General features: G+C 52.3%; 22 protein-coding genes and 3 tRNA genes. 12 read left to right on the top strand and 13 right to left on the bottom strand.

The annotated features are described in order from the left end of the window. The first annotated feature begins 7 nt into the window (after window positions 1-7). The gene (gene tsr / locus ACLJPE_RS13615) at window positions 8-1,669 is read left to right on the top strand and encodes a methyl-accepting chemotaxis protein (RefSeq protein ID WP_000919521.1); all 1,662 of its coding nucleotides are present in this window, start codon (window positions 8-10) and stop codon (window positions 1,667-1,669) included. Between the two features lie 168 nt (window positions 1,670-1,837). On the opposite strand, the gene opgB is transcribed toward tsr, so the two are convergent. From opgB to ACLJPE_RS13645, 6 genes are all read right to left on the bottom strand, one after another. After that, on the bottom strand, window positions 1,838-4,129 hold the full coding sequence (gene opgB / locus ACLJPE_RS13620) for a phosphatidylglycerol--membrane-oligosaccharide glycerophosphotransferase (RefSeq protein WP_023233300.1): 2,292 nt from the start codon (window positions 4,127-4,129) through the stop codon (window positions 1,838-1,840). Window positions 4,130-4,411: 282 nt separating this feature from the next. Then, on the bottom strand, window positions 4,412-4,903 hold the full coding sequence (locus ACLJPE_RS13625; RefSeq protein ID WP_001090327.1) for a DUF2501 domain-containing protein: 492 nt from the start codon (window positions 4,901-4,903) through the stop codon (window positions 4,412-4,414). 57 nt (window positions 4,904-4,960) lie between these two features. Further along, window positions 4,961-5,698 carry a DNA replication protein DnaC gene (dnaC, locus tag ACLJPE_RS13630; protein WP_000799924.1) on the bottom strand — a complete coding sequence of 246 codons (738 nt, stop codon included), beginning with the start codon at window positions 5,696-5,698 and terminating at the stop codon, window positions 4,961-4,963. Window positions 5,699-5,700: 2 nt separating this feature from the next. Continuing rightward, complete coding sequence (gene dnaT, locus ACLJPE_RS13635; protein WP_000098579.1) at window positions 5,701-6,240, bottom strand: primosomal protein DnaT; 540 nt, start codon at window positions 6,238-6,240, stop codon at window positions 5,701-5,703. Window positions 6,241-6,332: 92 nt separating this feature from the next. After that, window positions 6,333-6,806 carry a threonine/serine exporter gene (locus tag ACLJPE_RS13640; RefSeq protein WP_000511329.1) on the bottom strand — a complete coding sequence of 158 codons (474 nt, stop codon included), beginning with the start codon at window positions 6,804-6,806 and terminating at the stop codon, window positions 6,333-6,335. Beyond that, a complete protein-coding gene (locus ACLJPE_RS13645; protein WP_001674846.1) occupies window positions 6,797-7,573 on the bottom strand; it encodes a threonine/serine exporter ThrE family protein in 777 nt (258 codons plus the stop codon). The genes ACLJPE_RS13640 and ACLJPE_RS13645 overlap by 10 nt, the downstream gene beginning before the upstream one ends. A gap of 711 nt (window positions 7,574-8,284) precedes the next feature. Here ACLJPE_RS13645 and ACLJPE_RS13650 point away from each other — a divergent pair. Both ACLJPE_RS13650 and bglJ read left to right on the top strand, forming a co-directional pair. Further along, window positions 8,285-9,010, top strand: coding sequence for a response regulator transcription factor (locus tag ACLJPE_RS13650; RefSeq protein ID WP_000936659.1), 726 nt, complete (start codon window positions 8,285-8,287; stop codon window positions 9,008-9,010). Further along, window positions 8,971-9,645, top strand: a complete 675-nt coding sequence (gene bglJ / locus ACLJPE_RS13655; RefSeq protein WP_000431546.1) for a DNA-binding transcriptional activator BglJ — start codon at window positions 8,971-8,973, stop codon at window positions 9,643-9,645. The genes ACLJPE_RS13650 and bglJ overlap by 40 nt, the downstream gene beginning before the upstream one ends. Before the next feature lie 50 nt (window positions 9,646-9,695). Here the strand turns inward: bglJ and ACLJPE_RS13660 are convergent, their stop codons facing one another. The 3 genes from ACLJPE_RS13660 to ACLJPE_RS13670 all read right to left on the bottom strand — a co-directional run bounded on the left by ACLJPE_RS13660 (window position 9,696) and on the right by ACLJPE_RS13670 (window position 12,277). Beyond that, entirely contained in the window at window positions 9,696-10,154 is a 459-nt protein-coding gene (locus ACLJPE_RS13660; protein WP_000058269.1) for a YbaK/EbsC family protein, read from the bottom strand. Window positions 10,155-10,303: 149 nt separating this feature from the next. Beyond that, the gene (gene fhuF / locus ACLJPE_RS13665) at window positions 10,304-11,092 is read right to left on the bottom strand and encodes a siderophore-iron reductase FhuF (RefSeq protein ID WP_001632064.1); all 789 of its coding nucleotides are present in this window, start codon (window positions 11,090-11,092) and stop codon (window positions 10,304-10,306) included. Window positions 11,093-11,212: 120 nt separating this feature from the next. Further along, the gene (locus tag ACLJPE_RS13670; RefSeq protein ID WP_039513665.1) at window positions 11,213-12,277 is read right to left on the bottom strand and encodes a GGDEF domain-containing protein; all 1,065 of its coding nucleotides are present in this window, start codon (window positions 12,275-12,277) and stop codon (window positions 11,213-11,215) included. A 250-nt stretch (window positions 12,278-12,527) separates the two neighbouring features. Here ACLJPE_RS13670 and ACLJPE_RS13675 point away from each other — a divergent pair, with 250 nt between their 5' ends. Then, the gene (locus ACLJPE_RS13675) at window positions 12,528-12,764 is read left to right on the top strand and encodes a DUF1435 domain-containing protein (RefSeq protein ID WP_000941878.1); all 237 of its coding nucleotides are present in this window, start codon (window positions 12,528-12,530) and stop codon (window positions 12,762-12,764) included. Between the two features lie 31 nt (window positions 12,765-12,795). On the opposite strand, the gene ACLJPE_RS13680 is transcribed toward ACLJPE_RS13675, so the two are convergent. The 4 genes from ACLJPE_RS13680 to rsmC all read right to left on the bottom strand — a co-directional run bounded on the left by ACLJPE_RS13680 (window position 12,796) and on the right by rsmC (window position 14,333). Next, window positions 12,796-12,882 (bottom strand) — tRNA-Leu (locus tag ACLJPE_RS13680). Between the two features lie 31 nt (window positions 12,883-12,913). Next, window positions 12,914-13,000 (bottom strand) — tRNA-Leu (locus ACLJPE_RS13685). A gap of 27 nt (window positions 13,001-13,027) precedes the next feature. Next, a tRNA-Leu gene (locus tag ACLJPE_RS13690) sits at window positions 13,028-13,114 on the bottom strand. A 190-nt stretch (window positions 13,115-13,304) separates the two neighbouring features. Beyond that, complete coding sequence (gene rsmC, locus ACLJPE_RS13695; RefSeq protein ID WP_001272293.1) at window positions 13,305-14,333, bottom strand: 16S rRNA (guanine(1207)-N(2))-methyltransferase RsmC; 1,029 nt, start codon at window positions 14,331-14,333, stop codon at window positions 13,305-13,307. Window positions 14,334-14,435: 102 nt separating this feature from the next. Between rsmC and ACLJPE_RS13700 the strand changes: the two genes are divergently transcribed. The 8 genes from ACLJPE_RS13700 (at window position 14,436) to ACLJPE_RS13735 (ending at window position 20,920) form a co-directional block, all read left to right on the top strand. Next, window positions 14,436-14,873, top strand: coding sequence for a DNA polymerase III subunit psi (locus tag ACLJPE_RS13700; RefSeq protein WP_000204003.1), 438 nt, complete (start codon window positions 14,436-14,438; stop codon window positions 14,871-14,873). Beyond that, window positions 14,818-15,264, top strand: a complete 447-nt coding sequence (rimI, locus tag ACLJPE_RS13705; protein ID WP_001092435.1) for a ribosomal protein S18-alanine N-acetyltransferase — start codon at window positions 14,818-14,820, stop codon at window positions 15,262-15,264. The genes ACLJPE_RS13700 and rimI overlap by 56 nt, the downstream gene beginning before the upstream one ends. 21 nt (window positions 15,265-15,285) lie before the next feature. Next, the gene (yjjG, locus tag ACLJPE_RS13710; protein ID WP_000870686.1) at window positions 15,286-15,963 is read left to right on the top strand and encodes a pyrimidine 5'-nucleotidase; all 678 of its coding nucleotides are present in this window, start codon (window positions 15,286-15,288) and stop codon (window positions 15,961-15,963) included. A 91-nt stretch (window positions 15,964-16,054) separates the two neighbouring features. Beyond that, the gene (gene prfC / locus ACLJPE_RS13715; RefSeq protein WP_000175965.1) at window positions 16,055-17,644 is read left to right on the top strand and encodes a peptide chain release factor 3; all 1,590 of its coding nucleotides are present in this window, start codon (window positions 16,055-16,057) and stop codon (window positions 17,642-17,644) included. A gap of 401 nt (window positions 17,645-18,045) precedes the next feature. Next, entirely contained in the window at window positions 18,046-18,663 is a 618-nt protein-coding gene (osmY, locus tag ACLJPE_RS13720) for a molecular chaperone OsmY (RefSeq protein ID WP_000178963.1), read from the top strand. Window positions 18,664-18,791: 128 nt separating this feature from the next. Then, complete coding sequence (locus tag ACLJPE_RS13725; protein WP_000490276.1) at window positions 18,792-18,953, top strand: DUF1328 domain-containing protein; 162 nt, start codon at window positions 18,792-18,794, stop codon at window positions 18,951-18,953. A gap of 123 nt (window positions 18,954-19,076) precedes the next feature. Then, on the top strand, window positions 19,077-20,150 hold the full coding sequence (locus ACLJPE_RS13730; protein ID WP_039513662.1) for a patatin family protein: 1,074 nt from the start codon (window positions 19,077-19,079) through the stop codon (window positions 20,148-20,150). Next, entirely contained in the window at window positions 20,147-20,920 is a 774-nt protein-coding gene (locus ACLJPE_RS13735; protein ID WP_000119014.1) for a metal-dependent hydrolase, read from the top strand. The genes ACLJPE_RS13730 and ACLJPE_RS13735 overlap by 4 nt, the downstream gene beginning before the upstream one ends. Window positions 20,921-20,927 lie beyond the last annotated feature (7 nt).

Genomic DNA, 20,927 nt, shown 5'->3' on the forward strand with positions numbered 1-20,927 from the left:
AGAAAACATGTTAAAGCGAATTAAAATTGTTACCAGCTTACTGCTGGTATTGGCGCTATTTGGCCTTTTACAACTGACATCCGGCGGGCTGTTCTTCAACTCGCTGAAGAATGACAAAGAAAACTTCACCGTATTGCAAACCATTCGTCAGCAGCAGTCTGCCCTGAATTCAACCTGGGTGGAGCTGTTGCAAACGCGTAATACCCTGAATCGCGCGGGTATCCGCTGGATGATGGACCAGAGCAATATTGGCAGCGGCGCAACTGTCGCTGAACTGATGCAGGGGGCGACCAATGCGCTGAAGCTCACCGAAAAAAACTGGGCGCAGTATGAGTCGTTACCGCGCGATCCACGTCAGAGCGAGGCGGCTTTCCTTGAGATCAAACGAACCTATGATATCTACCACGGCGCGTTGGCGGAGCTTATTCAGCTTCTTGGCGCGGGTAAGATTAACGAGTTTTTTGATCAACCGACTCAAAGCTATCAGGACGCTTTTGAGAAGCAGTACATGGCCTATATGCAGCAAAACGATCGTCTGTACGATATTGCTGTTGAGGATAACAACAGTTCCTACAACCAGGCGATGTGGGTACTGGTCAGTGTGCTGATTGCCGTTCTGGTGGTCATTATCGCCGTCTGGTTCGGCATCAAACTGTCGCTTATCGCCCCGATGAATCGTCTGATTGAAAGCATTCGCCATATCGCCAGCGGCGATCTGGTGAAACGTATTGATGTGGAAGGCTCTAACGAAATGGGGCAACTGGCGGACAACTTACGTCATATGCAGAGCGAACTGGTGCGTACCGTGGGCGATGTGCGCAATGGCGCCAACGCCATTTACAGTGGCGCCAGCGAGATTGCGATGGGCAACAACGATCTCTCTTCCCGTACTGAGCAGCAGGCAGCGTCTCTGGAAGAGACCGCAGCCAGTATGGAACAACTGACCGCGACCGTGAAACAGAACGCCGAAAACGCCCGTCAGGCCAGTCACCTGGCATTGAGCGCCTCTGAAACAGCGCAAAAAGGCGGCAAAGTGGTGGATAACGTCGTACAAACAATGCGCGATATCGCCTCCAGTTCGCAGAAAATCGCCGATATTATCAGCGTAATCGACGGTATTGCTTTCCAGACCAATATCCTGGCGCTGAATGCGGCGGTAGAAGCGGCGCGCGCAGGCGAGCAGGGACGCGGGTTCGCGGTGGTGGCCGGTGAAGTCCGTAATCTGGCCCAGCGTAGCGCGCAGGCGGCACGGGAGATCAAGAGTCTGATTGAGGATTCCGTGAGCCGTGTTGATGTAGGTTCGACGCTGGTCGAAAGCGCCGGTGAAACCATGGATGAGATCGTCAATGCAGTGACCCGCGTAACCGATATCATGGGCGAGATTGCCTCGGCGTCTGACGAGCAAAGCCGTGGTATCGACCAGGTGGGCCTGGCGGTAGCGGAGATGGATCGCGTAACGCAGCAGAACGCCTCGCTGGTGGAAGAATCCGCCGCCGCGGCTGCGGCGCTGGAAGAGCAAGCCAGCCGTCTGACCCAGGCCGTCGCGGTGTTCCGTATTCAACAGCAACAGCAGCGTGCGCGTGAAGTGGCAGCGGTAAAAACCCCGGCAGCCGTGTCGTCACCAAAGGCCGCTGTGGCCGATGGCAGCGATAATTGGGAAACGTTTTAAGGGCGTATGGTGAACAGTCGGCCTACAGATGACCGTAGGCCGAATGAGATGCTCACACTTTTGCCTGATGGCGCTTCGCTTATCAGGCCTACGCGCCAGTTTATTGATAAAGATGATGTGTAGGCCGGGTAAGGCGCAGCCGCCACCCGGCATATACGACATTCTCTTTTAACCCTCAACATTCACCACTTTGATCTCCACCATGCCAATCCCCAATTTGCGCGGCGAATGGCCCAAAATATTACCTTCGTTGGTGGAGACGGGAGTGGGCGGCGCAATGACTAAGGTATTCGCGTCCGTCGGGTTGTTGAAATGCAGTGTGATAGTGGACACATCGTGACCCAGCACCAGCGTCTGTTCTTCGTTGCCTACGCGTACCGGAATCGGCCGATTCGCGTTGTCGCCGAAGGCTTTGGCGGTGATCACCAGATCAAACTTTTTCGGCAGCGGCGCTTTATATTCGATTTTAACCTCATCGCCCAACTGCGCATTTGACCAGCGCCCCCAGGACTCCGGCCGGGAAATGCCGCTAAACTGCTTCACCTCCTCCGGCGCGCCCGCCACGTTAAAGATAAAGCTATCGGCTTTATAACGAATATCGTTATCGACAATCTTTAAAGTATCGACGTTGCCTTTGTAGCGTTCCATATCGATCATCGTGTCTTTAAACGTCGTCTTACCCTGCCACTGCGCTTTATCGACATGCTGTACGGTTTGCTGCCCGCCAAGCTGCCCCTGCGAGACGCACCAGTCGGTGGAGAGCGCCAGCGCCGGCGCCCATAGCTGCGCCATTTTGTAGCAGCGATCGATCCAAACGAAATTATCGCGCGGGGCGAAGTCGGCCAACTGGAACCGTAGCGGAGCGGAGTATTCACTTTCCGGTAACGGTTCAACACGCTTATCCGATACACGCAGTAGTAACGGCAGGCGGAAGTGGCTGCCGGAAAACGCGATCATGTTTTTGTCCCGATCGATAGTGAACGCTTTTATCTCTTTTGGAAAATTCCACAGGCGAATAATATCCGGCTTTATCGCCAGCACTTTCTCTTTTACATTCAGGAACACTTCCGACAGCGACTGCCCGGAAAGGCTGCTACGTCCCAGACCGATAAAATTATCGCCGCCGAGAATATCCAGCACCGTTGCGCCGTTGTCCATTGTGTTGCGTTTGACCGCCAGCGTCTCCTGCTGCGGTTTATCGCCGCGCAGAATGAAAAACAGATTGTTGCGATCTTGCTTATTCAGGTACTTCCAGGCCGTATTATTCATCGCCAGATGGTCGGAAGAGACGACGATAACGGTATCTTTAAACCACGGTGACGCTTTGATTTTGTTGATAAACTCGGCGATGTTTTCCTGGCTGCAACTTACGGCGCTAAAGGACTGGTTGGGTTTGCCGTCGTAATCGTAGCGTTTACGGTTGCAGGTGCGTGAGATAAACCCGTCCGGGTGGTGAGTATCTACGGTCAGCGTAAACAGCGAAAACCGCTGGCCTGAGCGGGAAAGCGCTTCAAATTTCTTCCATGCCTCATCAAGCACCGTATCGTCGTAGAAGCCCCAGTCGTTACGATAAGACGGGTCTGCCACCACCGTTTTCAGCTCTTCAGCGCCGTACAGATGATCAAATCCGTGTGATTTCAGGAACACGTCTTTCCCGGCAAAACGCAGGTTAGCGCCCTGCACGAAATAGTTCTGGTAGCCGGAGTTTTTCAGAATATCGCCGAGGCAGATATTCTGCGGGAAGAAGCTGGAAACCGACGCTGAGGCATTGCCCTCAAACGGCGCAAAGAGCGGAATACCACACTGGGAGGCCACCATCCCGGCGATGGTGTAATCCGTTCCCGGCAGTTGCATGGTATGGCTGAAATCCAGCCCCTCATTTTTCAGCGCGCCCAACTCTGGCGTGAGATTGGGGAACGCGTCATTATCAAAATAGGTCCGTTCCAGGCTCTCGCCGTAGATATAGACCAGATTGAGCTTCGGATGAGGAATGGTTTTTGCTGGTTCTTTATAATAAACGGCAAAATCCGGATCGCCATCGCGCATTTGTGATTTTACCAGTTCGGTAATCTGGCGAAACGCCGGGCTGGCGTCGACCGAACCCAACGCCAGCAGTAACGCCAGCAGGCTGTAACCGACATGATGCGGATGGTGACGGCGGCGGCGTAGTACCCATCCCAGCGCGCCGAATACCGCCACTAACGCCAGGGCAATGCCGATTCCCGGCAGAATATATTTGCCGACTCCCGCTCCCGTCAGACTATTCGTGAGCGTATAAAGCACTGCGTCGTTGATCCCGTCGCCGGTAAAATAGTCGCTGGCATACAGGGTAATATTCAGAATGACAAAAAGTCCCAGCACCGTGAGAGTGGCGGCAAACCACCAGGTGTTACGGCCCGCCTTCCAGGCATATATCAGCACAGAGGCGAGAAACAGAGCGACAGAGAGCAACTCGGACAACTGACGATCCTCAATAAACCAGGCTTATCGCTGGCAGGAAAAAATTTCTAACAATGTAATAGCGATGTCACATTGCTGCAATTCTAATGACTTTACACGGCGCTATTATTTAGAATGAGTTTAGAAAGTTGTTTTTTTGATCGGCATCACTTCCTGACATAGCGGTTAATAACAGGAAAAGACGAAAGGAAAAGTCGGGTTAATGCCGTGCTGGCGGGTAAAGGGCCAAAACACGGCTTTTATCAGGACGTCCCGGCGTGGCGCACGGTCAGAAAAACGCAGTCAGGAAAGGAAATTCAGCCCTTGCTGCAACACCAGATCGCAAGCTTTGGTTTTCACCTTTTCCGCCAGCGGCGTACTGCCGATATTATTGAGGTTCAACTGCTGGCCGTCCTTTGTCTTGAGCAACCCTTGCAGGCCGTTCAGGTAGTTAGTGTCCTGCTCCTGCTGTGTAGTATCCAACCCCAACTTGTTCAGAATCTGATTTTTAACGTTTTCCACATTGGTGGCGGACGCCAGTTTCTGTTTGGCGCAGTACTGCAAAATACCGGCGGCATTATTCATATTATCGGCGCTGAGCGACTGGGCGCCGTTGCTGAGCAGACCGGTTAGCGCCGAAAGCGACATCCCGCCCTGCTGTGAGTTCGCGCCCTGAGCGCTTAACTGACTGGCGGCGCTGGAAAGCGAATCCTGCCAGGAGGCGGCGATACCGCTGGTGGAAATCAGTACGCTGGCGATCGCCGCGCAGCACAGAACATATTTCGCTGTATTCATGGTAATCACCTGTGTTATGCCAGCCAGACGTCGTATCGCCCTGGCGCACGTTGCAATTTAATACTCTTTACCCGTCACCCGGCTGCGGTAACTGTCCCAGGTAAAATTAACCCATAAACTGTTGCCGAGGCGCATACGGTCCATGACGCGTTCGCCAAGCATTTTCGTCATCTCTTCCATATTGCTGTTCGTCAACATGCCGGTGGGACGTTTTGACGAGGAACGACGATCGACAATTTGATTGATGATCACTTTTTCATAGCGGGATTCGGTCTGCACGCCGATCTCGTCGATCACCAGCAGATCAACGTTACTCAGATCGTTAAGCAACTGCTCTTCGCTGGTTTCCCGATTGCTGAACGTGTCTTTCATCGCTGACATAATATCCGCTACGGTGATAATCAGTACCGACTTTCCGCGCAGCAGCAGCTCATTACAAATAGCCGCGGCGAGATGATTTTTACCGGTTCCCGGCTTGCCGGAAAAGACAAAGCTGGCGATATTGCCGTCAAATTCATCAACGTATTGTCGGGCTTTACTTAACGCGTTCATTTGTCCGTCGCACTCAACCCGATAGTTATCAAACGAGCAGTTTTGATGCAGCGGTCGAATGCCGGAACGGTTAAAGGTGCGCTGCATTTTCATCGCCCGATTTTCCCGCGCCAGCGCCGCCGCCCGGATCTCGCCTTGCTCTTTCTGCCACGCCAGCAGTTCTTCGCCCGTTTTAAACGCCGGTGTAATATGCGCAGGCATCATTTTTTGTAGACGCTGCATCAGGTCGCCAACATTTTTCATCGTTACCCCCTAAAACCTGGTGGAATATGATTGTCAGGTTCGCTGACGCTATTGATGTCGCGCTGCGGCATTCCGCCATTGCTGGAACGGCTGATTTGCACGCTGCGCGCCAGCTTTTGCTGCCACTGGATATGGTGAAAAACCTTACCTTCCGCCTGCCAGTAGGCGATAAACGCCGCCAGCTCTTCTGCGGTGACCGGCTCCCGAAGCGCCACGCCCCAAAGGGCAGCCTGACGCTGAAAATCCGCATCCGGTTGCCAGGCTGAATACATGGCGAATTTTCCGCAGGGAATCGCAACGGGGGCGGCTTCGGGTTCTTCGTAAAATTGCGCGTCTAACGCCACATCGCTTCCCGGACGTGATAACTTTTCTTCAAGCGCCAGCAGTTCAGCCATGCGTGCAGGCGTCACGGCATAAAAGGCAGGCGCATTATTAGCGAATACCGCCACTGCGCCGCCCGTTGACTTCGCCAGCACAGCATGATGATCGTGTAAAAGGACGTCAATACCGATGACGTCCGACGTTAAAATTCTGGAAGACATAATGTTTCTCAATATGGAACAACAACCGAGAAGGGCGACTGTTTTTATAGTACCACACAGACCTGTAAGAACAGCAGGAGGCGTTCCACCGATCACACGCGGGGGCGTTTGCGGTACAGCCATAATCCCGGTACAGAGAGGCCAATTGAGAGCGCGCCAACAATGGAAGAGGCTTTCAGAAAATTGGTTAGCAGCGTAATCATCATTGGTTCGCTATAGCCCAGATGGCTAATTTTTACTGCGGAAATCATCGCGGTATAGGCGGAAATCCCCGGAAACATCGGGATCACGGCCGCGACGGTAAACACTTTAGGGTGAGCGAGATACCAGCGTGACCACTGAATACCAATACTGCCGACCAGCAGCGAAGCCATAAACGTCGACCATTCGATATTAAAGCCAGCGCTCATCATCAGCATACGCGAGCCATGACCCAGCGCCCCCAGTAGCGCGCACCACGGAAGTGCCCGGTGGGGAACATTAAAGACCATCGCAAACCCGACGGCGGGGATCGCAGACAAGATCATGTCCTGCATTAGCGCCAGTAAAAAGTCGATTATACCCATCCTCGTAGCCCCCATACTGTCATTGACATCACTACGCCCACACAGGTGGCCAGTGTCAACAGGCTGGCGATAGCCCAGCGCGCCAGCCCGGTATTAATATGTCCTTTAAACATATCTGCGACGGAATTAATCAGCGGAAAGCCCGGCACCAGTAGCAGTACGCTTGCCGCCATGGCGATAGTGGGCGTCTGGCTAAAGGCCGGAAGGGTGAGCATCAGCCCGGAAATCGTGGTAGCGACAAAGGCGGTAATGCAAAAATTGATCTGCGGATGTAAATGCCGCTGCGCCAGCATCTGGCGAATATACATGGCTATCATACTGGCGAAAAAGGTGATAACCGCGCCATCCCAGCCGCCATTATTCAACTTACAAAAGCAGGAGCAGGAAAGACCGACCATAAACGCCACCAGCCAGCGCGGATAACGCAGCGGGCGGAGCTGGCTAAAGCGTTTTTCCACGCCTTTGTAATCCAGCAGACGATGTTCCGCGAGGATAACGATATGCTGAACCTCTGTGACGACGTGCATATTAATGCCGCGATCCTGGTTTTTACGTGTCGATGTCAGACATTGTCCGTCTTTAATGGTCGTCAGGACAATGGCGTTAGAGGAGATCGCGCTTTCGACGCTATCCATACCGAGCGCCAAACCGAGGCGGGTGGAAAGCTCATCAACCAGTGCGCTTTCCGCCCCGTGCTGCAATAAAAACAGCCCGCATTGAATACATAACCGTGTTACTGCTCGTTGAATTGATTGCTCTTCTTGCATGACTCGTCCTGTCCGAAAAGACATTCTATGCGCCGCCACTATGACAGAGGCTTTCTTTTTAACACGAAGCGCAGGCATGGTGGCGTTGGTTAAGATCAATTTCTTGTTGATAAAAACGTCAACCGCCAGGCGCAACGCATAAGTTTCCTGAGACGTGCGCTTCGTCACAGGCAGGATATCCTTATGGGCGACGGTTCTCGTATGTCCGTTTCCAGAATAGAGACATTATGCCAGCCTGGCCGTTCATTTTTGAATCAATTACGTGGTGAATTTTATCAACGATATGCATTAATCGTTTTACAACAATGGCGTGAGCAGCAGGTGTAAAAATAGGCGTGACTTAGTGTAATTTGCAGATATTACATGGATTTTATGGGTGACAGTCAGTATTGTTGGGCTTTTATTTCAGGATTCAGCAATATGAATGAAGGACGAACTCATATTTTAAATTTATTAATATGATGAGTTTCGTTAGAATTACTAATGTGCAAATTTAGTTAATTTAATTGTCTTGCTTCTGGTTTTATGAGTAACTATGCGATAGTGATTTCATGTTTTTGTGCTATGTGGATTGTAGCGCAATCAATGTTATATTTTTAAAAATAAAACAAGGATAATTAATCCACTCGGCTTATATTTCTTTGCGCTCATTGTTAATAGTATTTTTATTAATGGGACAATGAAAAGGGGCGGCGTGGGTGCGGAGGAATTATGCTGCCAGGATGCTGCAAAAATGGACTTATTATCAGTAAAACCCCCCTTATACAGGAAGGCCTTAAAGGGGCTATAACAGGTAATTTCCCCGATTATAAACTGGCGTATTGCCGTACGATAGAAGAGCTAACGCTGCTACAACTACGTCGAAGTAATTTAGTTATTGCTGATTTAGCAGTTAACAATGCCTCTCCCCGTGCTATCTGCGAATATTTTTATAGCTTACTCTCGCAATATCGCGACATACATTGGGTATTTCTGGTTCCTAAATCCAGCTATCCACATGCGGTTGATCTCCTGATGGGCCCCGTCAGCACCTTGCTTTCAGACGAAGAGCCAATCGAGAATCTTATTAGCGTTATCCATGCGGGAAACGCTCGTTCAGAAAGAATAAGCAAAACGTTATTATCGCCTCAGGTACCGTCTGAAATTCAGCAGTCCCACGACAGGCCGATTGTCCTTACGCTGTCTGAACGAAAAGTATTACGCCTTTTAGGAAAAGGGTGGGGCATTAACCAAATTGCGGCATTACTTAAAAAAAGTAATAAAACAATTAGCGCCCAAAAAAATAGCGCCATGCGACGCTTATCAATACACAGTAATGCAGAGATGTATGCATGGATAAACAGTTCTCAGGGAGCCAGAGAATTGAACCTACCTTCGGTATATGGAGAAACCATGGAATGGAAAACAGAATCAGCAAGAGAAATGTTGCGCTCGTAGAAAAATGCGTGATGAGCACCATTGGTATTAAAGGGCTATTTGATGCAATGCCGGATTGCCGACATACGCTTCATATTTTTTCAAAACCATCCGCGTTTTATAAGGCTGCGCTAAAGACGCCGTTTTCTGCCGTTATTTTTTCTCTTTCTGCGTTAAGAACTGAACGCCGGACAGGATTATCCAGCCTGACGGAACTGGCGATAAATTATCCCCATATGCGGCGTCTGGTGATTGCAGATGATGATGCTGAAGCCCGCTTAATCAGCGCGCTATCCCCGCTGCCGCTGGATGGGGTCATCAGCAAAGCGTCGCCGTTGGATGTTTTACAGGATGCCTTATTTACATCGCTTAATAGCGCCCGGCGGACAACGGAGCGTACAGATAATCTTTGGGAACTTCACCAGAATTGTATGCTTAGTCCAACCGAGCGGGAGATTCTGCGTTTTATGTCGAACGGCTACTCAATGCCGCAAATTGCCGTCCAGTTAGAACGTAACATTAAGACTATCCGGGCGCATAAGTTTAATGTGATGTCCAAGCTGGGCGTGAGTTCTGATGCCGGGTTACTCGATGCGGCGGATATTCTGTTATATCTGCGCGCCGGAGATGCTACCGCGCTCCAGCATCGGGTATAGCCCGCGCCGGATGCGCCGTGCTTGTTCGGGGAATCCGGGGGTCAGGCACGTTATTGGCACACGTCTACCCAGGTCGCCGATGTCAGTTCAGCCATTCTTTCCGGCGCGATGCGTACTGCGCTGTGCGTGGCGCCTGCGGCAGGCAATACTTCGTTATACCCCTTCAGAGAGATGTCGCAATAAACGGGCAGCGGGTGCTCCAGCCCAAAGGGACATACGCCGCCGACAGGATGTCCGGTTGCATTGACCACTTCATCGCTGCTCAACATACGGGCTTTTGCGCCGAAAGTGCTTTTAAGCTTCTTATTATCCAGGCGGGCATCGCCTTTAGCGACCACCAGGATAATAGTGTCTTTTACTTTAAGCGAGAGCGTTTTAGCTATCTGCCCTGGCTCTACGTTGTGCGCTTTGGCTGCCAGTTCGACAGTCGCTGTACTTTGATTTAATTCGATAATTTCAATATCGGGAGCATGATCGGCCAGAAATTGCCGTACAGATTGCAGACTCATTCTTCTCTCCTGAGACCTTACCAATAGCCACGGTAGACCCAAAAATGGCAAAACGTAATTTGGCATACGGAGAGCGCCGCTGTAAATATAATAATGTGACAGCCAGCAGCAGTAAGCCGTGACGATAACTGAAGGTAGCGTAAAGCGGTTTACTTTAGCGTGCAGTCGCCGCACTGCTGTACATCAGGTAAGCGGTAACGTTGACAGCAGGTTCTGCGTACCAGAAGACCGTCGCGCATTACGACGGTCCGCCACAGCGGGTTATCCTGACCGTCGGATAGCTGCTTTTCAAAAAAACAGCGCTGGCGTAGCGTTGCCAGCAGGGCTTCGCCAAGCAGCGGTTTCATCTCAGTCAGATACCAGTTGATTAAATAACCGGTATTGCTCCAGATAAGTTTCGCGTTGATGTCGCCAGTCGCCTCCAGCGCCTGAATGACCGGCTGTAGTGCGGAGACTACCAGCGTTTCCATTCGTTCTTCCGGAGAACGCCCCGTTGTCAGGTTATCCTGATGCACATCAAGCCAGAAACACGCGGCGCGCCCGGTTTCATGAAATTCAACGTGAATATGTTCTGCGGAGACATTGATAGCGCGCGCTTGCGTCAGTAATGCCAGCATCAGCGGCGGCGCCATCAGCCCGATATACCATTGCGCCCACAGGGAGATTAACGGCTTATTTTCACGTGGCAGGCCTGGCGTGTGTCGATAGATGTGATCGGAATAGGCGGCCAGCAATGAACGAAACGTCGCGGGGCGCGTCCACTGGGCAAGAGTCATCGCCGTTGGCGGCGGCGTTTCATCCAGCCGAATAAAGTCCAACAGGTGCTCACGGGTAGAGGCGATCGTCTCGCGTACTGCGTCCGCCAGCGAGGCGTCTTCCGGCTGGGGAGCGGCTCGCCAGATAATATCGTCAGCAATCGGTGCGGAACGGTAGGCCATAGCGCAGTTTAATGATGTTAATCTAAATGATAATGATTGACAATCCTAGCTATAGCGATAAACGATGGCAAGCGGTTTATGGTTAACGCTGTTGGCGTAGCACGATTACGCCAGCAGGATTCATAGGGCGCGCATGTCGTCGCTGACCAGAATGTGGTTACGTCCAAGATGCTTGGCTTCGTAGAGCGCTTTATCCGCTTTTTCGATAGCGTCTCCGATATTGCGATCCGTCAGGGGCGCAATGCCGATACTGACAGTGACATTGGTGGCGACGCTTTCGTTAAACATATGCGGGATTTTAAGATCGTATACTTCCTGTCGGATACGTTCTGCGGTAGCGCGGGCTTGCTGTGGTTCTGCGGTGGTTAGCAACACCAGAAATTCTTCCCCGCCAAAACGGCAGACGACATCGCGCGATCGCACGGCGTCCCGAATTGCCGCTGAGACGCGAATTAACGCCTGATCGCCCATCATATGACCGTAGTGATCGTTGTACGCTTTGAAATGATCGATATCCAATAGCAGGACGTAGTGTTCATGGCTGCCCGGCGCCTGTAACGTATCCAGCCGATTTTGCAGGCCACGGCGGTTATATAAGCCGGTTAATGGATCAAGCATACTCAGGCCATTGAGGGTTTCCCGCTCGGCCAGCAGCTTAAACATGAGCTGTTGGGCAAAATTATCGTAGCGTTTCTGGATAACATGTTGAATAGCGATTCCCACCATTGGCAGGACCAGCAAATAGAGAATTCGCAAACCTTGTTCATTACCGTTCAGCCACAGGCAGACTACGACTGGCGGTAGCGAATAGAGCGTAAACGCGACGATATTCGCGGCAAAGGCTATCGAGCCGATAAACAGAACGCTAAGCAGGGAAATCAGTAAAAAAGAGAAATCATAATGGCCTAACGCCGGATACTTTAGCGCAATATGCGCCGCCCATATTCCCCCAAAGAGTAGGGAGATAAAGGGGAGATTAATTCTTTTTTGCCCATATTTCCCATGCCATATCAACAGTAATACGCTCAGGACCACTATCCCGATCATTGGCGTGCAAAATACATTGATCTGATAAAGGGGGAAAACGAGAGTAAATAGCGCCGACACGGCGTTGAGAAACAAGAAAAGACGTAAAGAAAACTGATACTTCTTAATACGAAGCGACCGCCAGGATGGTGTTGTCATGGGTAATTGTCGTTATTTATCGGTGATATACACGGAATCGGGCGCCAACATGAAAATAACGTATGAGAAAAGGTCGCCTAAAGCGAGGTGTTGTTGTTTTTACGTTAACAGTCGGACAATTTATCACCTTACTGAATACGTGTCATCAACCGTTAAGTAAAATTCATCTCTTTAGCTTCCTCCCTGGCTGACAAATGAGAAAATATATCATATGATATTGGTTATCATTATCAATTCCAGAGGTGAAACCATGTTGCAGCGAACGTTAGGCAGCGGATGGGGCGTATTATTGCCTGGAGTGATTATCGTTGGACTGGCGTTTATCGGCCTGTCAGCTTATGCGCTGAAGCTGTTGATTGTATCAGGATTGCTACTGTCTGCGCTGATGTTGTATCACAAACAATTACGGCATTTTGTACTGCTGCCATCGTGTATAGCGCTTATTGGCGGCATGATGTTGGCAATGATGAACTGGAATCAGGGATGAAAATGAAGAGACAAAGGAAAGATAAGATAATTGGTGCGAGGGGGGGGACTTGAACCCCCACGTCCGTAAGGACACTAACACCTGAAGCTAGCGCGTCTACCAATTCCGCCACCTTCGCACAGTTATCTTACTTTTTGATATCGCCTCGTTGGTGCGAGGGGGGGGACTTGAACCCCCACGTCCGTAAGAACACTAACACCTGAAGCTAGCGCGTCTACCAATTCCGCCACCTTCGCCCAGTGCGAGCAATATCAACGTGGTTTTGGTGCGAGGGGGGGGACTTGAACCCCCACGTCCGTAAGGACACTAACACCTGAAGCTAGCGCGTCTACCAATTCCGCCACCTTCGCATACCATCGATTCTTGAAAAGAATCACTACCACGGAGGCGCATTCTAGTGGTTTTCAGCTATTCGTCAATAGTTAATTGCATGGGATAGATTGATTGCTGCAAAAATGGGCGCGAGACGTAGGTTGGATAAGACGCCTGGCGTCGCCATCCGGCACATGCAACCAGATGGCGCTGCGCTTATCAGGCCAACTATTTCTTCGCCTGACGGGTCATCACGGTACGATAAACCTTAAAGCGCCCGGTTTGCGCGATGACTTCATGGAAGCCAAAAGTCTCATCCAGAATTTTAGGATAGGGCAGAAAGGCGTTCGCCACGATGCGTAACTCTCCGCCGCTGTTCAGATGGCGCACTGCGCCGCGAATGAGCGTTTGCGCCGCATCGAGGCTGGTTTGCATTCCGTCGTGGAACGGCGGGTTGGAGATGATCATGTCAAAACGTCCTTTGACTTCCGAAAAGACGTTGCTGGCGAATACCTCGCCTTCAAGGCCATTAGCGGCAAGCGTGGCGCGGCTGGCTTCCACCGCCGGAGCGCTGACGTCACACAGCGTCAGGCGCACTTTCGGCGAATGGCTGGCCAGCGCGGCGGAAAGCACGCCAGCGCCGCAGCCGACATCCAGCACTTTACCTTTGGTGTGCGGCGTCAGCGTAGACAGCAGCAGTTGGCTACCGACATCCAGTCCGTCGCGGCTGAATACGCCCGGCAACGTTTTGATAGTCAGCCCGTCGATGTTGTACTCGGCCCACCAGGATTCAAGACTAAACTGCGGCTGCTTTTCCAGACGACCATGGTAAAGGCCGCAACGTCGCGCGCTATCTACTTTGTTCAGCGGCGCATAGTCCGCCAGCATCGGTTCGGCGCTACGCACGCCGCTGCGGTTTTCCCCCACGACGAAAACATCGCTGCCCACCGGCATCAGCGACAAAATATTCATCAACTGGAACTGCGCTTCGGGTTTATTTTTCGGCCAGTAGTAGATCAGCGTATCGCAGTCAGCGACATCGCTGGCTTGCGCGACCAGGCTAAAACGGACGTTATCGCCCATCTGGCGGCTTAACGCCTGCCAGTGGTGAAACTGTTGCGTATACGCGCGGCTGGCGGCGCATTCAAAGCGCGCGGGCAGGTCATCCTGCAAATCTCCGGCAAAAAGAATACGGCTTTGTTCGAAATCATCACTGTGGCGCAGCAAGACTTCACTTGCCGGGGTAAAAGCAGACATGGAATGCTCCTTAATTCAGACTGGCGGCGATTATAGTAGTTTGATGGCGGAGATTCGACAGATTTGCTATATTTGCGCCCCTGATTACAGGAGCGTTTCGCTATGACATCCCGACGAGACTGGCAGTTACAGCAACTGGGTATTACGCAGTGGGCGCTGCGACGTCCTGGCGCGCTACAGGGCGAGATTGCGATTTCCCTTCCCGCGCACGTTCGTCTGATCGTGGTTGCAGAGGAATTACCCGCGCTGAACGAGCCGCTAATGCGCGATATTTTACGCGCGTTGACCGTGAGTCCCGATCAGGTTTTATCCCTGGCGCCTGAGCGCGTCGCCATGCTGCCGCAGGGCAGCCGTTGTAATAGCTGGCGGTTAGGAACTGACGCGCCGCTCCAACTCGAAGGCGCTCAGGTCACGACGCCGGCGTTTAATGAACTCCGGGCAAACCCGGCGGCACGCGCCGCACTATGGCAACAAATCTGCGAACATGAACACGATTTCTATCCTCAGCACGACCGATCTCCCCGCAGCCTGGCAGATTGAGCAACGCGCTCATGCGTTTCCGTGGAGCGAAAAAACGTTTTTCGGCAACCAGGGCGAACGGTATCTCAACCTTAAGCTGACCGCTGATGACAGAATGGCCGCGTTTGCCATTACACAGGTGGTGCTGGACGAAGCGACGCTGTTCAATATTGCCGTCGATCCGGATTTTCAGCGTCGGGGGCTGGGGCGTATGCTGCTTGAGCATCTGATTGATGAGCTGGAAAAGCGCGGTGTTGTAACGCTATGGCTGGAGGTACGCGCCTCTAACGCTGCCGCCATCGCGCTGTATGAAAGTCTGGGGTTTAACGAGGCGACGATTCGCCGCAATTACTATCCCACGGCACAAGGGCATGAGGACGCCATCATCATGGCGTTACCGATAAGCATGTAATAACAGAGGCAAGGTGTAATGATGAAGTGGGACTGGATTTTCTTTGATGCCGATGAAACGCTGTTTACGTTTGATTCTTTCACCGGCTTACAGCGGATGTTCCTTGACTATAGCGTCACCTTTACCGCTGAGGATTTCCAGGATTACCAGGCCGTGAATAAGCCGCTATGGGTGGATTATCAGAACGGCGCGATTACCTCATTACAATTGCAGCACGCGCGTTTTCAAAGTTGGGCTGAACGGCTAAACGTTGCGCCGGGGCTGCTGAATGACGCTTTTATTAGTGCGATGGCGGAGATCTGTTCTCCTTTGCCGGGCGCCGTTTCGCTACTTAATGCGATTCGCGGGCAGGCTAAAATCGGTATTATTACTAACGGTTTTACCGCGCTACAACAAACTCGTCTGGAGCGCACCGGGCTGCGCGAGTATTTCGATCTGCTGGTGATTTCCGAGCAGGTTGGCGTCGCGAAGCCCGATCCGAAAATCTTTAACTACGCCCTGGAGCAGGCGGGGAATCCTGACCGCTCGCGCGTATTAATGGTTGGCGATACCGCGGAATCCGATATTCTTGGCGGCATTAACGCCGGGCTGTCGACCTGCTGGCTTAACGCGCATCATCGCGAGCAGCCCGCGGGTATTCATCCAACCTGGACTGTGGCGTCATTAAGCGAACTGGAGCAGCTCCTGTGTAAACACTGATTGCCTCCCCCAGGTTGATGGGTAAAATAGCCGCATTTTTCGTATTCAACATGCGTGGTCAAACGCCGCGCTTACTCAAGAAGATTTGACTATGACGTTGTCTCCTTATTTGCAAGAGGTGGCCAAACGCCGCACTTTTGCCATTATTTCTCACCCGGACGCCGGTAAAACCACCATTACCGAAAAAGTGTTGCTGTTCGGACAGGCGATTCAGACTGCCGGTACGGTAAAAGGCCGTGGCTCCAGCCAACATGCAAAATCTGACTGGATGGAGATGGAAAAACAGCGTGGTATCTCTATCACCACCTCGGTGATGCAGTTCCCGTATCACGACTGTCTGGTGAACCTGCTGGACACCCCGGGGCACGAAGACTTCTCCGAAGATACCTACCGTACCCTGACGGCGGTGGACTGCTGTCTGATGGTGATCGACGCCGCAAAAGGCGTTGAGGACAGGACTCGTAAGCTGATGGAAGTTACCCGTCTGCGTGATACGCCAATCCTGACCTTTATGAACAAACTCGACCGTGATATCCGCGACCCGATGGAGCTGCTGGATGAAGTCGAGAACGAGCTGAAAATCGGCTGCGCGCCGATCACCTGGCCGATTGGCTGCGGCAAGCTGTTTAAGGGCGTTTATCACCTTTATAAAGATGAAACTTATCTGTATCAGACCGGTAAGGGCCACACCATTCAGGAAGTGCGCATCGTTAAAGGGCTGAATAACCCGGATCTGGACGCCGCCGTGGGTGAAGACCTGGCGCAGCAGCTGCGCGACGAGCTGGAACTGGTGCAGGGCGCGTCTAACGAGTTTGATGAAGAGCTGTTCCTGGCAGGGGAAATTACCCCGGTATTTTTCGGTACCGCGCTGGGTAACTTTGGCGTTGACCATATGCTGGATGGTTTAGTGGCGTGGGCGCCCGCGCCGATGCCGCGTCAAACCGATACCCGCACAGTGGAAGCCTCGGAAGAGAAATTCACCGGTTTTGTCTTTAAAATTCAGGCCAATATGGACCCGAAACACCGCGACCGCGTGGCGTTTATGCGCGTGGTTTCCGGTAAGTATGAGAAGGGCATGAAGCTACGCCAGGTCCGTACCGGCAAAGATGTGGTGATTTCCGACGCGTTAACTTTTATGGCGGGCGACCGTTCGCACGTTGAAGAAGCGTACCCGGGCGATATTTTGGGTCTGCATAACCACGGCACCATTCAGATCGGCGATACCTTCACTCAGGGCGAGATGATGAAGTTTACCGGTATCCCGAACTTTGCGCCGGAACTGTTCCGTCGTATTCGCCTGAAAGATCCGCTCAAGCAGAAGCAGCTACTGAAAGGGCTGGTGCAGCTTTCTGAAGAGGGGGCGGTTCAGGTATTCCGTCCCATCTCCAACAACGATCTGATTGTCGGCGCCGTGGGTGTTTTGCAGTTTGACGTTGTTGTCGCGCGCCTGAAAAGCGAATACAACGTTGAGGCGATTTATGAATCCGTCAACGTGGCGACGGCGCGCTGGGTGGAAAGCGCCGATGCGAAGAAATTCGAAGAGTTTAAGCGTAAGAATGAAACGCAGCTGGCGCTGGATGGCGGCGACAACCTCACCTATATCGCCCCCACGATGGTTAACCTGAACCTGACCCAGGAACGTTACCCTGACGTTCAGTTCCGTAAAACGCGCGAACACTGATCCCTTTCCGGGCGCGGCATCCGCCGCGCCTTCGTACTTTCCCTGCCTTTTTAACCGCTTACGGAATGTTCTTAAATCCCGCGTTTTTTCTCCGATCTGCCTGTTTTTTATACGCACCGACAAGCGATTTTAAAATTGTGATCTATATTTAACAAAGTGATGACATAAATGTCGGCTTTAATGCCTGTTCAATGCGTGAATATGAGAGCTTAAAGCTGAGATTTGTTTCAGTCACGATATTAATAACTGAAACGGAAGGGTGGCAGGCGACGCGTCGTTACAAATTCACGAATGTGATGCCAGTCATTGACTTCAGAAACCGGTGAGTTTCACCGCATTCAGCAATGCAACCTCGTGTTGCCTGAGCTCAAATTACGAGCAAACTATACAGGACAAAATCGATGACTATGACAAGACTGAAGATTTCTAAAACTCTGCTGGCCGTAATGTTGACCTCTGCCGTTGCGACAGGTTCTGCCTTTGCAGAAAACGCAACAACGGACAAGGCGCAAAGCGGAACCGAAACCGCAGGGCAAAAAGTCGATAGCTCTATGAATAAAGTCGGTAACTTCATGGATGACAGCGCCATCACTGCGAAAGTAAAAGCTGCGCTGGTAGACCATGACAATATTAAAAGCACCGATATTTCTGTCGAAACCAATCAGAAAGTCGTCACCCTGAGCGGCTTTGTAGAAAGTCAGGCGCAGGCTGAAGCCGCCGTGAAAGTGGCGAAAGGCGTAGAAGGCGTGACCTCCGTTAGCGACAAACTTCACGTTCGCGACAATAAAGAAGGTTCCGTGAAAGGTTATGCCGGTGATACGGCCACGACCAGTGAAGTCAAAGCCAAGTTGCTGGCGGACGATCTCGTCCCTTCCCGTAAAGTAAAAGTGGAAACGACCGATGGCGTCGTACAGCTCTCCGGTACCGTTGAAACTCAGGAACAAAGCGACCGCGCTGAAAGCATCGCGAAAGCCGTTGATGGCGTAAAAAGTGTTAAAAACGATCTGAAAGTTCAGTAATTCGTCGTAATTCGTCCTCCCGACGTTTGTCGGGAGGCGTAATGTGCACCACACTAAAAATATCGCGAATGAGTAGCCTGAGCGCTCATATTTAGCGGTCGACATTAACTATGGTAAAGGAGAGGCTTATGTTTCGTTGGGGCATTATATTTCTGGTTATCGCGTTAATTGCCGCCGCATTGGGTTTTGGTGGACTGGCTGGTACGGCTGCCGGCGCGGCGAAAATCGTCTTCGTCGTCGGGATCGTGCTCTTCCTGGTCAGCCTGTTCATGGGCCGTAAACGACCCTAGCAGGCAGCTGTAAAGATATATTGCTATCAAGCCAGTCCAGCGGACTGGCTTTTACGGTTTTAGCCGTTAACGTTTTGCGTTACCTTGTCAGCCTGGAAAAAAATGAAAAACAGGAAGGCAGAGGTGGGCCAGCGAATACCGGTTACGCTCGGCAATATTGCGCCGTTATCATTAACACCGTTCCGGCCAGGCCGTATGGCGCTGGTCTGCGAGGGTGGCGGGCAGCGGGGCATCTTTACCGCAGGCGTGCTGGATGAGTTTATGCGCGCGCAGTTTAATCCTTTCCATCTCTACTTCGGCACATCAGCCGGTGCGCAAAATCTCTCGGCGTATCTCTGCAACCAGCCCGGCTACGGGCGTAAAGTCATTATGCGCTATACCACCAGGCGCGAATTTTTTGATCCGCTGCGATTTGTACGCGGAGGAAACCTTATTGACCTCGACTGGCTGGTGGAATCCACCGCCGCCCGAATGCCGCTGCAGATGGATACCGCAGCGCGCCTGTTCGACAGCGGAAAATCCTTTTATATGTGCGCCTGCCGGGGGGATGATTACACGCCGGGCTATTTTTCGCCGACAAAACAAAACTGGCTTGATATCATTCGCGCCTCCAGCGCCATACCGGGTTTCTACCGTACCGGCGTTACGTTAGAGGGCATCAACTATCTGGACGGTGGCATTAGCGACGCCATTCCGGTTCAGGAGGCGGCAAAGCGGGGGGCGAAAACCATTGTGGTGATCCGCACCGTACCCTCGCAAATGTATTACACGCCGCAGTGGTTTAAGCGTATGGAGCGCTGGCTGGGGGAGAGCAGTCTACAGCCGTTGGTCAACCTGGTGCAGCATCATGAAACGTCCTACAGCGCGATCCAACAATTTATTGAAAAGCCGCCGGGTAAGCTGCGGATCATTGAAATTTATCCGCCGAAACCGCTGCACAGCATGGCGCTGGGCAGCCGTATCCTGGCGCTGCGTGAGGATTACAAAACCGGGCAATTATGCGGGCGTTATTTCCTTGCCACCGTTGGTAAATTGCTCGCCGCAACGCCGCCTCTCTTGCGCCATACGTCGCGGATTGCCGTGCCGGAAACGGTGGTCGTGCCTCCGGCGCCGGTGGCCAATGATACGCATGTGGCGGAGGTCATTAGCGCGCCGCAGGCAAACGACACCACATTTACCGACGAGGATCTGGCGTGAGCTGGCGCTTTATTGATACACACTGCCATTTTGATTTCCCGCCCTTTACGGGCGATGAGCGCGCCAGTATTCAGCGTGCCTGTGAGGCGGGAGTTGAAAAAATCATCGTGCCGGCGACCGAGGCGGCGCACTTTCCCCGCGTGCTGGCGCTGGCGGCGCGTTTCCCGTCGCTTTATGCTGCGCTGGGATTGCACCCCATTGTGATTGAGCGTCATGCCGATGACGATCCTGATAAGCTGCAACAAGCGCTGGCGCAACAACAGAACGTCGTGGCGGTAGGCGAGATCGGTCTCGATCTTTATCGCGACGATCCGCAGTTCACCAGGCAAGAGCGATTTTTAGACGCGCAGCTGCAACTGGCAAAACGCTACGATCTGCCGGTGATCCTGCACTCGCGGCGTACGCATGACAAACTGGCGATGCACTTAAAGCGCCAGGATCTGCCGCGAACCGGTGTGGTGCATGGTTTTGCCGGCAGTCTGCAACAGGCCGAACGCTTTGTGCGACTGGGCTATAAAATCGGCGTCGGCGGCACCATCACCTACCCGCGCGCCAGTAAAACCCGTGATGTTATGGCGCGGTTGCCGCTGGACGCGCTGTTGCTGGAGACCGATGCGCCGGATATGCCGCTAAAGGGGTTTCAGGGGCAGCCGAATCGCCCGGAGCAGGCGGCGCGAGTATTTGATGCGCTCTGCGAATTACGTCCGGAGCCCGCAGAGGTGATAGCCGATACGCTGTATCGCAATACCATTACCTTGTTTCGGCTCTGAGGGCATC

Source organism: Salmonella sp. SAL04196 (genome assembly GCF_046550835.1).
GTDB classification, from domain to species: Bacteria; Pseudomonadota; Gammaproteobacteria; order Enterobacterales; family Enterobacteriaceae; genus Salmonella; species Salmonella enterica.